General features: G+C 34.0%; 10 protein-coding genes. 3 read left to right on the plus strand and 7 right to left on the minus strand.

Annotation, left to right across the window (positions count from 1 at the left end; translation table 11 throughout):
• Positions 1 to 63 precede the first annotated feature (63 nt).
• Positions 64 to 1305 (plus strand): MFS transporter, encoded by a 1242-nt coding sequence (locus ACFO3N_RS01205; RefSeq protein WP_379794911.1) that lies wholly within the window; start codon positions 64 to 66, stop codon positions 1303 to 1305.
• 216 nt (positions 1306 to 1521) lie between these two features.
• Here ACFO3N_RS01205 and ACFO3N_RS01210 read toward each other — a convergent pair whose 3' ends face one another.
• From ACFO3N_RS01210 to ACFO3N_RS01230, 5 genes are all read right to left on the minus strand, one after another.
• Positions 1522 to 2550, minus strand: a complete 1029-nt coding sequence (locus tag ACFO3N_RS01210; RefSeq protein ID WP_379794912.1) for an asparaginase — start codon at positions 2548 to 2550, stop codon at positions 1522 to 1524.
• Positions 2540 to 3676, minus strand: a complete 1137-nt coding sequence (locus tag ACFO3N_RS01215; RefSeq protein ID WP_095929678.1) for a 1-acyl-sn-glycerol-3-phosphate acyltransferase — start codon at positions 3674 to 3676, stop codon at positions 2540 to 2542. The genes ACFO3N_RS01210 and ACFO3N_RS01215 overlap by 11 nt, the downstream gene beginning before the upstream one ends.
• Before the next feature lie 63 nt (positions 3677 to 3739).
• On the minus strand, positions 3740 to 4519 hold the full coding sequence (locus tag ACFO3N_RS01220) for a TatD family hydrolase (RefSeq protein ID WP_250834443.1): 780 nt from the start codon (positions 4517 to 4519) through the stop codon (positions 3740 to 3742).
• Positions 4520 to 4832: 313 nt separating this feature from the next.
• Positions 4833 to 6347 carry a S41 family peptidase gene (locus tag ACFO3N_RS01225; protein ID WP_379794913.1) on the minus strand — a complete coding sequence of 505 codons (1515 nt, stop codon included), beginning with the start codon at positions 6345 to 6347 and terminating at the stop codon, positions 4833 to 4835.
• Between the two features lie 263 nt (positions 6348 to 6610).
• Entirely contained in the window at positions 6611 to 7582 is a 972-nt protein-coding gene (locus tag ACFO3N_RS01230) for a CDC27 family protein (RefSeq protein ID WP_379794914.1), read from the minus strand.
• 254 nt (positions 7583 to 7836) lie between these two features.
• Here ACFO3N_RS01230 and ACFO3N_RS01235 point away from each other — a divergent pair, with 254 nt between their 5' ends.
• Both ACFO3N_RS01235 and ACFO3N_RS01240 read left to right on the plus strand, forming a co-directional pair.
• Positions 7837 to 8274, plus strand: a complete 438-nt coding sequence (locus tag ACFO3N_RS01235; protein WP_095929782.1) for a retropepsin-like aspartic protease — start codon at positions 7837 to 7839, stop codon at positions 8272 to 8274.
• A 53-nt stretch (positions 8275 to 8327) separates the two neighbouring features.
• A complete protein-coding gene (locus tag ACFO3N_RS01240) occupies positions 8328 to 10316 on the plus strand; it encodes a T9SS type A sorting domain-containing protein (protein WP_379794915.1) in 1989 nt (662 codons plus the stop codon).
• Positions 10317 to 10398: 82 nt separating this feature from the next.
• Here ACFO3N_RS01240 and ACFO3N_RS01245 read toward each other — a convergent pair whose 3' ends face one another.
• Together ACFO3N_RS01245 and ACFO3N_RS01250 are read right to left on the minus strand one after the other, a co-directional pair.
• Positions 10399 to 11622, minus strand: a complete 1224-nt coding sequence (locus tag ACFO3N_RS01245; protein ID WP_379794916.1) for a TCR/Tet family MFS transporter — start codon at positions 11620 to 11622, stop codon at positions 10399 to 10401.
• A 329-nt stretch (positions 11623 to 11951) separates the two neighbouring features.
• Positions 11952 to 15128, minus strand: coding sequence for an efflux RND transporter permease subunit (locus ACFO3N_RS01250; protein WP_379794917.1), 3177 nt, complete (start codon positions 15126 to 15128; stop codon positions 11952 to 11954).
• Positions 15129 to 15203 lie beyond the last annotated feature (75 nt).

Below are 15203 nucleotides of genomic sequence, written 5' to 3' on the forward strand. Positions count from 1 at the left end.
GTAAAATTATTAATTTTTCTAATGCTGTCATAATCCCGACCTTTGTATTAAATATTTAGAGTCATGTTTAAAGCCTTAAAATCAAAAAATTTCAAATTATTTTTCTACGGTCAATCGGTATCTGTTATCGGAACCTGGCTGCAAAAAACAGCAGTAAGCTGGATGGTTTACAGCATTACAGGATCTGTTTTTTTATTAGGTTTGGCGACTTTCTTAAGTATGATTCCGTCTTTGTTTCTGGCACCTTTAGCAGGAAGCATTATTGGGCGTTATGACAGACACCGAGCGATGATGGTATTGCAATCTTTGGCAATGCTTCAAGCTGGAGCTCTAGCCTTGCTAATTTATCTTAAAATTTACAATATCAATTTTATACTTGCGCTAAGCCTTATTCAGGGAATTATCAATGCTTTTGATATGACGTGCCGTCAAACCATGATGATTGATATTGTTGATAATAAAGAAGATCTCCCGAATGCTGTAGCGCTAAACTCTACCATGAATAATTTTGCTCGTATTGCAGGTCCTGCTCTTGCTGGAATTATCTTGCATCAATATGGAGAAGATATCTGTTTTATTGGAAATTTCGTGAGTTACGTACCCGTTTTGGTTTCGCTAATGCTGATGAAAATCACTCCACATATTAAAGCCGAAAACAAGCTGAATATGCTAGATGATTTAGTAGAAGGTCTAGATTATGTAAAAAAAGAAACCGAAATGGCCAGAATGCTTTTAATGCTTACCTGCAGCAGTTTATTTGTCATTTCTTTTAATACTTTGATGCCGGTTTTTGCAAAAGATATTTTTAACGGAAATGCCGAAACTTTCAGCTGGTTTGAAAGCGCTGCCGGAATTGGTTCTGTTTTGTCTGCAATTTATTTGGCCAATCTAAAATCTGCTGAAAACATGAACAAATTAATGATCTCGGCAAGTTTACTTCTTGGTTTCAGCGTAATTATTCTAGCTCTTTCAAGCAGTATTACAATTGCATTGATCTGTATGACTTTAAGCGGAATTGGAATGATGGGACAAACTTCTTCTATCAACATTTACATTCAGACTCATAGTACTGTCAATATGCGCTCAAGAAGCATTAGCTACTACATGATGGCTTATCAAGGAATGATTCCTGTGGGAAGTTTAATTATTGGATATGTTTCTCACTTTTTAGGTGTAAGAGCTACAGTCGCTGTTCAGGGAATTATCTGTCTTATTTCTGTAATTGTTTATTTGTATTACAAAAAACATAAAGCAATCGAAGATTTGGAAACTTGTCCGATTGAGTATCGAAATTCCAAGTTTTAAGTTTTAAATTCCAATTGCATTTTGTCATCCTGACGAAGGAAGGATCACACTAGTAATTCCGCATGCAAAAGAAACAATCTTTGTCGAGTTTCTTGTGTGATCCTTCCTTCGTCAGGATGACAAACTTTGTGGTTAAGTGAAATTTTTAAATAAAAAAAACCAAATTCCAACTTTAGATTTTGGAATTTGTTTTTTTTAAATATTGGAATTTAAATTCTAAGATATTTCCCCGCGAAGTGCAGTTTCAAAAATATCTTTAAACCTATTTTGAGGAATATTATGACCAAGCAAATACATTAATTTTGTAATTGCTGCTTCTGTCGTGATGTCTTTTCCTGAGATCACTCCAAGCGATTTTAAAGCTGTACTGGTTTCGTATTGTCCCATGTTTACACTTCCTCCAGAACATTGCGTTACGTTTACAATATGCATTCCAGATTTGATTGCTTTTTCTATTAGGTTTAAAAACCAATCTTCTGTTGGAGCATTTCCTGAACCGTAAGTTTCTAAAATAATTCCTCTTAAACCTTGAGTTGCAAGGATTGAAGCTAGAACAATTTCGCTCATTCCTGGGAACATTTTAATGATTGCAACGTGATTATCCAAATTTTTATGAACGATCAGCTTTGCATCTTTATTTATTGGAAGAAATAAATGCTTGTTTAATTTTAAATGAACACCAGATTCAACCAATTCAGGATAATTTGGCGCCGTAAAAGCTCTAAAATGTTCTGCGTTTACTTTAGAAGTTCTATTTCCGCGGTATAATTTGTATTCAAAATACAAACACACTTCTGTAATAACTGGTTTCCCGTTTTCTTGAAGAGAAGCAATCTGAATTGCTGTAATCAGATTTTCTTTCGCATCGGTACGCAAATCTCCAATTGGTAATTGCGACCCTGTAAATACTACTGGTTTTGCCAAATTCTCCAGCATAAAGCTTAATGCCGAAGCCGAATACGACATGGTATCTGATCCGTGAAGCACTACAAATCCGTCGTAAGTATTGTAATTTTCCTCGATAATGGTGGCAATTCTTGTCCACATTTCGGGATTCATATTAGAAGAATCAATTGGATGTTCGAACGAAATTGATTCGATTTCGCAGTCCAATTGTTTAATTTCTGGAATTTTCTGAATTAATTTACCAAAATTGAAGGCTTTAAGCGCTCCAGTTTCAAAATCTTTGCTCATACCGATAGTTCCTCCGGTATAAACCAATAATATTTTTGCTTTAGATGACATCTTGGTATTTCAATTTATTGACAACAGGGTTAGCATACATAGCCAAGAATCCTTGTCTTGTCACAGGATTATCGCTTCCGATACGCATTTCTAAACGACGCTCAAAAAGCTGCTTTTCGCTTTCTTTATATTTGTGAGCAAACTTGTCTGTTTCGTTTAAAATATCGTAAGCAATAAAGTTTGTTGGCCATAATTGGTAATTTTTCAAAATAACATCATCAATCGTTTGTGCCAAAGCTTGAACTTGCTTGTTTGCATTATCGTTTTCAGCCACAATCTGATCGATTTCTGTATCTAGGACATCGCCAACAGAAATGTGTATTCTTTTCTTCGTTCCCATGATACCACTCAAAATGGTCATGAAATCTTCGTTTTTGTCTTTTACGTAAACTTCGTTATTTGCTTCTGCCATTAATTGCGGCATTTTCAAAACATCAGTCGGATCGTATTCGTAAGAAATAGAAACTGGAACAATTTTTAATTTCTTAAAATAATCCATTAAGTTTTCTTCGTCAGAACCCATTCCGATCATTTTTAAAACTCCTGGATTGGTTTCGTCATTTCCATCTTTTGTTCTTCCTTCTCTTTGGGCAATCCAAACCGAACGATTTTCGCGAAGCAGTAATTGTCCCATATATTCAGACAACAACTTTGAACTTTGCAGCATTTCACGAGGCGTTAATCCTCTTAAAACCAAAAAGTTTCTGTTTAATTTTGCTAAAGTTGCCAAGAAAGCTTTCTTTACTAAATTATCTCCAATTGCCGAAGCAGTCATCACCAAACCATGTTCGAATAAACAAACATTCAATAGTGTTGTATCCAAAAGAATATCTCTATGGTTCGAGATAAATAGATAAGAAGTATTAGGCTCTAGTTTTTCAAAACCTGAAGTTGTAAGACCTTCAGAGCTTTTTTCTAAAACTTTCTGGATTGTGTTGTAAATAAAGTTGCATTGAAAATCACGAATAGAATGTGTTTTCTTTAATTGTTCCTTCCAAACCTCATCTTCTACGTCCGGAAAAGTAAAGTTCATCATGGTTTTCATCATAGGATGATTTACTACACCATGAAGTGCTTCATTTATTTCGGAATCATAAAACGGTCGAATGGCATCAAATCTCTGCATTATTTATTTGGGTTTAAGTGGGCAAAAGAACAAAAAAAAAATTAAAGTTTTGTAAGGTACAGGTTAAATCCCAAAAACGTCTTTCGAATTCTGGGTTGTAACTGCTGCAATTTCTTCTGTAGAAACTCCATATACATCGCTTAATTTAGCAATAACGTTGACCAAATAACTGCTTTCGTTTCTTTTTCCTCTAAACGGAATTGGTGCTAAATATGGAGAATCTGTCTCCAAAACGATGTGTTTCAAATCTATTTGATTTAAAAACTGATCGATTTTTCCGTTCTTAAAAGTAACAACGCCGCCAATTCCTAATTTCATTTTGTAAGAAATCGCACGTTCTGCTTGTTCTAAAGTTCCGGAAAAACAATGAAAAATCCCAAATAAATCTTCAGATTTTTCTTCTTCTAACACTTCAAAGATTTCATCAAAAGCTTCTCTGCAATGAATTACAATAGGTAATTTATATTGTTTTGCTAACTGAATTTGTCTTTTAAAAGCGATTTGCTGTTCTTTTAAATGGGTTTTATCCCAATACAAATCGATCCCGATTTCTCCAACAGCATAGAATTTTCTTTTAGATAATTCTGCTTCTACATGTGCTAATTCTTCCAGATAATTATCTTTCACGTAAGTAGGATGCAAACCCATCATTAGAAATACATTTTCGGGATAGTTTTTCTCCAAATCGTACATAGACTGTGTAGCGGCAGCATCAATTGCGGGAATAAAAAAACGGGTAATTCCGGCATCAATGGCGCGCTGAATCATTGCGTCACGATCCTGATCAAATTCTTCAGAATATAAATGCGTGTGGGTATCGGTAATAATGGGTGTTGAATTCAAGACTATAATTTTAAAGCGCCAAAATTACGACAATATTAAAAGAATAGCAATTTCGTAAATCGGACACGGATAAAACGGATATCACTTTCGTGAAAACGCTGATGTTGACTGATTTTCTCTTTTTACAAATGCCTGAAAATAAAAAAACCTTTGTCAAAGCTTGAAGCTTTAACAAAGGTCAGAATAATAATCACCTAATTTTTGTTATTCTGAAGAACAAAGGGCCTCACAAGAAGCGTCGAAAAGAAAACCCCCATTTTTTCTCTCGATCAGCTAGTGTGACCCCTCGTTCTTCAGTATGACAAACGAGGTTTTATTTTCCCGTTTCTATATATAGCAAAGCCCGTTCCAAAACTTCATCTTTGCCTTGTTGAATACCTAAAATTGTTGGTTTTATCTCAATATCGGGAACAATTCCTATACGTTGGGTTTCTCTTCCGTCTGGGTAGTAAACGCCAATACCAGAGAAATTAGTATGATAGCCACTAAAATCAAATTCAAAAACATTTCCGTCTGCTCCAGCAGTCTGACTTCCAATAATTGTGGTATTCCCAGCTGTTTGAAAACACATCGCCGTCCATTCTGACTGGCTTATAGAATCTTCATTAAGCAATACAATTACTTTTCCTTTGTAATTGTCTTTATTTTCAAATCCCGCTTTTCTTCCTTCTTCCCAAGTATACTTTCCTGGATAATTTGGATATGGATAGGTATAAAGGCAAAATTCTTTTTCTTCAGAATTCAAAAAATTACCAATTTCTCCAAAAGTTCCATTTGGATAATTTCTCATATCAAAAACTATAGCTTTTGTCGATTTAAGAGCATCAATCATATTAGGAACATTTTTGGGTTTAATAACTCCCATGTTTACGTAACCAATATTATTGTCCAAAAGTTTAAATTTATCTTTCTTTATTTGTGCTCCTTTTTTATACTCATTTCGATGTGAATCGTGATAGTTAAACCAAGTCATTGACTTTGTTTCGTACTTTCCATCTTTCAGGAATTCTACATTTACCTTTTCAGATTCGCTCACTAAAATTGTACGCAGAACTTTATCCAGAAAAGCAACCTCGTTTGAAGCAGAAACAATATCTCTTTTCTCTTCAATAATTTCTCTAATGCTCTTATCGTTTATTTTAGTAATTACAGTTCCAATTTTAATATTGTCGGCCTCTGCAAGACTATCTCCCAAAATCTCGGTAATTACTAATTTTTCATCTATTACTTTACCTGTTGCTGGAAAATAATAAAAACTCTTTTTTGTTGTTTCAGACGGGTAAATATGAAACTGGACATGAGTATCATTGAGTTTTGCAGCCGCTTTTCTCAATACTTTATAAAAATCTTCTGGTGTTTTGGATTCAACAACAGAGGGTAATAACTCATTTAAAGTTTTATCCCATCTCTGATCCATTATGTATTTGTATGGATAATAATATTCTACCACATTCCAATACGCATAAAACATTAAAAGCTTTGAATTTTTATTAGTGTAATCAAGATTAAAATAGTTTTTTAAGTTTTTAAAACCGTCAAAACTTGGTCCAAATTCTTCATTACTTTGAAATCTGTTTTCTTCGATAAATTTTAATTTTTTTGAGAGCCTTTTAGAAAACAATTTGTCATTGAACCAGCTTAGATCAAAGTTCTTATCAAAAAATTTAACCTCTTTTGGAGTAACAATTGGAGCAATTTCTTTTACTGGTCCCAGATCATCAATCCAATTTTCTAAGATTAAAGAGAACTCTTCTTTTGTTTGTGCTTTTTCTATTAATGGCAATTTCTCCAAAAGCTGATTATCCCAATTCAATTCTCCATTAGCCACTTTTGGATGATAATATTTTAAGAAACCCCAAATTTTTCAAGTCGCAGCCAACTTTTCAGTCTCGGTAATTTTATTGAAACTAAAAATGGTTTGCGAACAAATAAAAAGAAACAACAGGATAACTTTTTTCATTTTGGTTTTAATGGTTAGGTTAAATTGATTTTGGGCTATTCCTTAAAAAAGAAAATCGAATTTAGAACTAAAATTCCAAATTCGATTGAGGTTTCCCGTAAAGAGATAAAATTTTTCTTAATAATTTAATTTTACTCCAATTCTTCAAGTAATTGTTCTACATCATCATAGCCTTCATAGTCTTGCGAAATGGTCTGTAAAATGGCTTTGCATTCGTTATATTTTCCTTGTTTTAGCTTAGATAAAGCCAGATTCCACTTTGCTTTTTCTTTGTAAACAGAATTTTCTGCTTCCAATTCTTTAAAAATGGTTTCTGCTTTTACGTATTTACTTACCTGCAACAATGAAACAGCATAAAAATATTTTATTTCATCTGAATTGTTTTCCTTCAAAATACTTTCAAAAATCGGAATCGCGGTTTCATATCTTTTTCCGTTAAAATTATTTTCTGCTTGTTTTAAAATGGCTTCAGAAACGCCTCTTTCTGTAAAATAGGCACTTTCTGGATGGTTATAATCTTCAAAATTAGGATAATGTCTATAATCAAAGAAAAACAATCCGAACATTATAATTATAGAAATTGCTACGGCAAAATACCAAGGTTTAAGCGACGCTGTTTTATGTTTCTTTTTATTGAAATATTTATCTGAAATTTTAGTCAGGTTTCCTTCAAAAGCAACTCTATCCTCTTCTATTTCCTGTTTATTTTCATTTCCGTAACGCTTTTGTTCTTCTTCAAATTTTTCTGTTTGAGCAATCAATTCGTGAGCAGATTCATTGACAGATACCACGTTTTCATAAATTGTTACATCTTTATGGGCAGAATTTTTGAGTTCGTTTAGCCATCGTCTTTTACAAAGCAAGAAAAAATACGCATCAAATGGACATGTTAAGTGAAGTTTTCTCGCTTTCGCCTGATTAAATAGCAAAATCATGATTTCATGAACCACATCCTGCGCTTGATCTTTATCTCCAGAATTATTGGTTATAAACTGGACCACTTTGGGCGCAAACTTTTTATATATCATTTCAATTACTACCGAGTCATTTGCAGCAAGTCCGTCGATATATTTTTGATCCGGATGAATTGTATTTAGATCCATAAAAAAGCATTTTATAGCTAATTTAGAAAAAAGAATCCTAAAAATCTTAAAAAACAAAAGGTAACCACATTATAATCAACTGCATATAATTAAAAAAAACTTAAAAAAAGCTTTAAAAAATTAAAAGGATAAAAATAGGAAACAAACCTTACGTATATTTTGAAACTCCAACAAGCCTTCCAATTATATCTTTTGCATATCATTAGTTTTTTGGGTTTAATTGCTTTATTTTTGAGTTTCAATCAATACTAGGAATGGAAAATCTTCACGAAATTCTCAAAATAGAGAAGTACAAAAAAATAAAGTTTAAAATAACCAAAACACAGCATTTGCTAATTAAAGCTAAAATTAATGGCTATTCTGGAAATTTTATTTTAGATACAGGCGCATCCAATACTTGTGTAGGTTTTGAGTCTATTGAACGTTTTGAACTTGCTGCAAAAAATTCTAAAACAAAAGCTTCTGGAGCTGGAGGAACCGGAATGGCAACACAGATTTCGTCTCAAAATAAACTGCAATTGGGCAGCTGGAAAAGTAAAGATTTTAGCATTGTCATTTTTGATCTTTCACATGTAAACGAAGCATTAGAATCGTACAAAGCAAAACCAGTTCACGGTATTATCGGTGCCGATGTTTTATTGCAAGGAAAAGCAATTATTGACTATTTTAACCATTATTTGTATTTAAAATAAGACAATCCCTTTTTTTGATATATTTGTTGAGCTATTTTAACAAATATATCTGTATGAAAAAAACTCTACTTTGTTTTCTCTTTTTATTGCCTACTTTAATTTTTGCTCAGATTAGCAAGCTTGAAACCTGCCAAAATTATCCTTTATTTGATTTGACTACTAAAAGTGCGGAACTAATTGGAAATTTAAATCCTTTGCAGACAAACATTAGCTATCATCTAAGTCTTGAAGACGCTAATAATAATGTAAATGCAATACCTGATCCTGTCAGATATTCTTCTTATAATCCTCGCACTATATATGCCAGAATAAATAATAATGGCACTATTAGCACTAACTATTTTGAGTTAGGTTTCTATCCCTCTTTTGAAGTTCAATATCTCACAACTGCAATAACTTGTGATCAACCAAAATCACAAATTATGATAGTTGGGCCAGGAGGCAATACCACTTATTATTATTCTCTTGATTATGGAGAAACTTACAAGCCAACAAGTTTCTTCTATTTAGATCCTGGAAACTATACAGTTCTGATTAGAGACAGTAAAAATTGTGCACCTCTCAATAATCCTTTACACATACAAGTAGGTAGCTATACTCCATTGATTGCAAATGCAACTGTTACAGAAGGTGTTAGTTGTGGCGATAAAGATCTTGTTACAATCACAGGAACTGGAGGGGCATCTTTTTATACTTATTCTTTTGATGGAAAAAATTACTCCGCCTCAAATGTATCAAGCGAATTAAAAGCGGGAACTCATACTGTATACATAAAAGATCAAGTTGGATGTATTGCTTCAACAAACGTTACAGTCAATCAATATAAATCTACTTTATCTTCAATGGCTGCGATAACCAATACTACTTGTAATAACAAAGGTTCAATTAAAATTGTTACCGAAGGCGGAAAACTGCCATACCAGTATTCTATAAATGGTGCTCCTTATATAACTAATCAAACATTTAACTTTACTTTAAATAACTTAGAACCAGGCGCTTATTCTATAACAACAAAAGATGATGCAAACTGTACATTTACACAAAACATTCTTATAAGACAATATAACCCAATATCTGTTGATTTAACAGCCAAAAATGTATCCTGTAAATCAGCAGCAGACGGATCAATTGAAGCAAATGCAACTGGCGGTGTTTTTCCATACAAATTCCAACTTAGAAACGCCATTGGAACTCAACTAACAGACCCGCAATCGTCTAATATTTTTAAATATTTAGGAGTGGGAGATTACACTGTTGATGTTATTGATGCCGTAAACTGCAGTATAAGATCATCAATAATACATATAAGTGAGCCTGATCCAATAAGTGTAAGTGTAAATATTGAAAATCAGACTATAACTGTAAATGCAGTTGGAGGAACTGGAAAATATCTTTATTCTTTAGATCCTTTCGAACGTGTGACTAATAATGTCTTTACAAATGTAAGTTTTGGAAATCATGAAATTTATGTTATCGATGAAAATGGCTGTTACACCATGTTATATATAACGGTTAATCCGCCAGCGCCTTTAATAGATGGTAAAAAAGAAATGGTTTTAGAGTTTAAGTCTGGGCAAACTTTAGGTGATCTTGTTATTAATGGTCAAAACATTAAATGGTACAGTAGACCCGGAACTTCTCCAACCGGAAAAACAAGTAAAGTTGCCATAGAGCCTTCTTTACCATTATCGACAGTTTTAGTTGATGGCGTAACTTATTATGCTTCTCAAACTATAAACGGAATCGAGAGTAAAGAACGGCTTGCTGTAACTGCAAAATTAAATGGTTCGCTTTCTAATCCAGATTTTGACTTGACCAGTTTTCAGTTTTATCCAAATCCTGTAAAACATATTTTATCAGTCAAAAACAAATCAGCTATTGAAGACATTCAAATTTTCTCTGTTTTAGGACAATCTGTTATTTCAAAAAAATTAAATAGTACCGAAGCTCAAATAGATCTGTCTCATCTTGCTTCTGGCCTGTATATTTTAAATATAAAATCTGACGGAAAAGAAAAAGCTGTGAAATTTATTAAAGAATAAAACTTTACCACACATAAAAAAAGCCTTCATATTTAAATATGAAGGCTTTTTACTTTAAAATATAGCTTTTACTGTTTCTTTTCTATTTGTGGAACAGCATGTTTTTCAATGAAAAATAAGCAACAACTGTACTTAGTAACATTAAAACTCCTCCTAAAATAAAAGGCGCTCCTGCAAATTTAAACGGTGCATCATCGTGCGTGAAAAAGTAAAATGTATTGGCCATCATTGGCGGACCAATAATAGAAGAAGCACTCATTAAGCTGGTTAAAGTTCCTTGAATTTCTCCTTGCTCGCTTGGCTCAACTTTACTTGCAACAACAGATTGAAGTGCTGGTCCAGCAATTCCGCCAAGGCAATACGGAATTAAAAACACAAACATCATCCAGCTTTCTGTTGCAAAAGCAAACAACAGCATTCCGATTGTATATAAAGCTAAACCGATGTAAATACTTTTCTCGTTTCCAATCTTCGGATTGATGTATCTAACCAATCCTCCTTGCACAACTCCTACCAAGAGACCGATTATTCCTAATGAGATTCCGATCATTCTTTCATCCCAATTAAATTGATAAATGGTGAAGAAACTCCAATTGCTTTGTACGGCATGCGAACCTACATACAACAAAAATATTGCGGCAATTAAACCAATTAAAGTTGGATATTTTCTCAAACCTAAAATAGCTCCAATTGGATTGGCACGTTTCCAATCAAAAGGTCTACGATTCTCTTTTTTAAGTGATTCTGGTAAAATAAAAAATCCATAAAGAAAGTTTACCATACATAAAATGGCTGCGGCATAAAAAGGAACTCGTGATCCGTATTGGCCTAAAAGCCCTCCAATAACTGGTCCGATTATGAATCCTAGTCCGAAAGCAGCACCTACTAATCCGAAATTCTTAGCTCTATTTTCAGGAGTGCTGACATCGGCAATATAAGCCGAAGCTGTTGTAATACTCGCACCAGTGACTCCAGCAATAATCCTTCCGATAAAAAGCCAGATAATGGTTGGAGAGAACGCCAGTAAAATATAATCTAAAGAAAATCCGAAAAGGGAAATTAAGATGATTGGTCTTCTTCCGAATTTATCACTTAAATTTCCAATTACAGGAGCAAATACAAACTGAGTTATCGCATACGCGAAAGTTAACCAGCCACCAATTTTTGCCGCTTCGCTGATGTCTCCATGAATCAATTCTTCTATTAGTTTTGGTATTACAGGAATAATAATTCCCCATCCTGTAATGTCTATTAACATGGTTATGAAAATAAAACCAATTGCTGCAGATTTATCTTTTTGTAGCATAATTATTTTAGTAAGGTGATGCAAATAAACATATTTTTCAATTAAGAATAGGAAAATTCCAAATCTCAAAGTTCAAATTCCAAAGTTCAAATTCCAAATTCCAAATTCCAATGTAAAGTGCTGTTTTTTTTCACGCAGATCTACTAAAGATTTGAGCAGATACATGCAGATTTCTTTTAATTTAATCTGCCAAAATCTGTAAAATCTGCGTGAAATAATTTTAAAGAATCAATAAAAAAATCCCAAATTCCAATTTAAAGGAACTTGGGATTTTTCATTGTGAAATTCCGAATTCGGGCTCGGAATTCCACTATCAAAAATCAAAACTATTAATGAGTATGTTTCGGATTAAAACCGTCTTCGCTTAATTCTGTATGCTCATAATCGGCATGCATTTCAGCTTCATAATCGATTTTTTCTCCTTTAGAAAACTTACGGATAATTTTCTCCATAATGTCGTAGATAACTGGCACAACAATCAAAGTAAGGAATAATGATGAAATCAAACCTCCAATGATTACCCATGCTAATCCGTTTTTCCATTCAGCTCCTGCACCAGATGCTAATGCAATTGGGAACATACCAAACACCATCGCAATTGTTGTCATCAAGATCGGACGTAAACGAGCGTGGTTTGCTTGGATTAGGGCATTTCTAATTGATTCTCCAGCTGCTCTTCGCTGATTGGTATAATCGACAAGCATGATCGCATTCTTACACACCAGACCAATCAACATGATTACCCCTAAGATCGTAAAGATATTTAAAGTGTTGTTTGTTAACGCTAAAGCGAATAAAACTCCAATGAACGAAAGCGGAATAGCAAATAATACGACAAACGGGTGAACGAAACTATCATATAATCCAACCATTACAAGGTAAACCAAGATAATAGCGGCTAATAATGCAATTCCTAAAGTACCAAATCCTTCAGATTGGTTCTCTTGGTCACCACCCCAGATGTAGTTAACTCCAGTTGGTTTTTGCAATTTATCCAGTTTTGCTTGCCATTGCTGAACGATTGTTCCTGCTGGTACCCCAACATTTTGACCTTGTACAGTTACAGAAGCTGTTTTATCTCTACGTTCTAATTTACTTGGTCCAGAACCTTCAGTAATCGTTGCAAATTGGTTTAATTTAATCTGCTGACCTGCATTGTTGATGAAAATCAAGTTACTAACGTCTGTGATATTTTTTCTATCAAATTCGTTGTATTTGATATTGATGTCATATTCGTATTCACCAGCTCTAAATTTACCGTCTGTATTACCACTATAAGCTGTTTGCATAGTTAAACCAACCGTTTGAAGTGTTAATCCTAAAGCGGCCATTTTATCTCTATCAACTTGAACATTGATCTCAGGGTTTCCATCCTCAACTGTTAATTTAATCTCCGTTGTTCCAGGAATAGTACGTAATTCAGCTTCAGCCATTTTTGCAAATTTCATCGCGCTTTCTACGTTTGGACCTGTTACAATCAAACCTAAAGTTGCATCCTCAGCAGTACCTAAAATACCTACTGGAACCGTTTTAACTTTTGCACCAACTAAAACTTTTTCTAATTTACGTTTTACTTTTGCAGCATAAACATTGGCATCATCCGTACGATCTTTTTGATCAATCATTTTAACGTCAATCTCAGCTTTGTAAGCAGTTGCCTGAGCAGCTCCTAAACCTTCACTGGTTTGTCCAACAGTTGTAATTTGGCTGAAAACATATTTCTCTCCTTTTAAGAAAGCTTCTGCTTTTTGCGTCATAAAGTTAGTTTGCTCTAATGAAGCATCTTTTGGCATCTCAATTTGAACCAAGAACTCACCACTATCAGATGATGCGAAGAACTCTCCTCCAATATATCCACCTCCCATTAACCAGAAGATCGTACCAAAAAACAATACCAGAATAACTCCCATTGTTTTAATATAGTGATCTAAACACCAGTTTAACAAGTTAGATACCCAGTTAGTAAAACGAGTTAAGTAGCTTTCAAATCCTAAAATGATTCTTCCGAAAATGTTTTTACCTTCAATATGTTCTAGTTTTCCAAAACGAGAAGACAACCACGGAATAATGGTAAACGAAGCCAATAATGAAAACATCGTAGAGATAATTACCGTAACACAGAATTGTGTAATAATGTTCGATACTAATCCTGTACTCATTGCAATTGGCAAGAACACTACCACAATTACTAATGTAATCGAAGTTACTGTTGCACCAATTTCGGCAGTTCCGTCATAAGCTGCACGGATTCGGCTTTTACCCATCTCCATGTGTCGATAAATATTCTCCAATACCACAATCGCGTCATCCACAAGAATACCAACAACAAGAGATAAACCAAGTAAAGACATTAAGTTAAGTGTGTAACCTAACAAATAAATTCCGATAAATGTCGCAATCAAAGATGCTGGAATAGAAACCATTACGATCAATGAGTTTCTAATACTGTGCAAGAAGAACAACATTACGAAAGCTACCAGAATAACCGCAATTAACAAATCGTGTACAACAGAGTCTGCTGCTTCAAGAGTAAAGACTGTACTGTCTTTTGCTACTTCCAATTTCAATTGAGCCGATTTATAATCGTTCTCTAAAGTCTTAATTGTCTTAATCAATTGCTCACTTACCGCAACGGCATTAGCATCTGACTGTTTTACAATTTGAAGTACAATCGCACTTTTTTGATCTACACGCGCAATTTTCTCCGCGATTTTTTGTGTATCCTGAACATCAGCAATATCTCCTAAACGAACTTGAATTCCGTCTTGTGAAGAAACTACTAAGTTTCTTAATTCATCAACATTTTTATATTTACCCGCTAAACGAATTAATATTTTTTGGTTACGAGTTTGAATGTTACCCGTTGGGAAATCCAGATTCGAAGTTAAGATAGTCTGCTGCACCTGAGGAACTGAAAGTCCGTAACCTTGCATTTTTACTGCGTCAAGGTTTACTTGAATCTCACGCTCTTGACCACCAATAATGTTTACCTGAGCAACCCCTTGTACACGAGATAAAACTGGAGCAATTTTTTTATCGATCAAATCGTAAAATGCTGCTTCGTCCATTTTTCCATTCGCACCAAGCGTCATAATTGGTAAATCACTCAAAGAGAATTTAGTTAATGACGGTGGATCTGCATCGTCTGGAAGATCACTTAAAATAGCATTAATTTTACGCTGCGCATCGTTCATCGAAATATCAACGTTTGCATTTGATGTCAATGTAATCGATACTACAGAAAGAGATTCATAAGATTTAGAATCAATTTTCTTGATATTTTCCAGAGACGCAATCGCATCTTCAATTTTCTTTGTCACTGTATTTTCAACCTCACTTGGAGAAGCTCCAGGATATACAGTTGAAACCGTAATAACGTTGGTTTCGAATTTTGGGATCAGCTCGTAGCCTAATTGGCTGTAGCTGAACAATCCACCAAGAGTCAGAATTGTAAACAATACAATTACCAACGACGGACGTTTTATGGATATTTCGGCTAATTTCATATATCTTATTTTTGGCTTTAGGCTATATGCTGTAGGCTTTAGGCTTTTATTAAAGGCTTAAAGTTTATGGCTTAA

This window comes from Flavobacterium chungangensis (assembly GCF_042654045.1).
Classification (GTDB): domain Bacteria; phylum Bacteroidota; class Bacteroidia; order Flavobacteriales; family Flavobacteriaceae; genus Flavobacterium; species Flavobacterium chungangensis.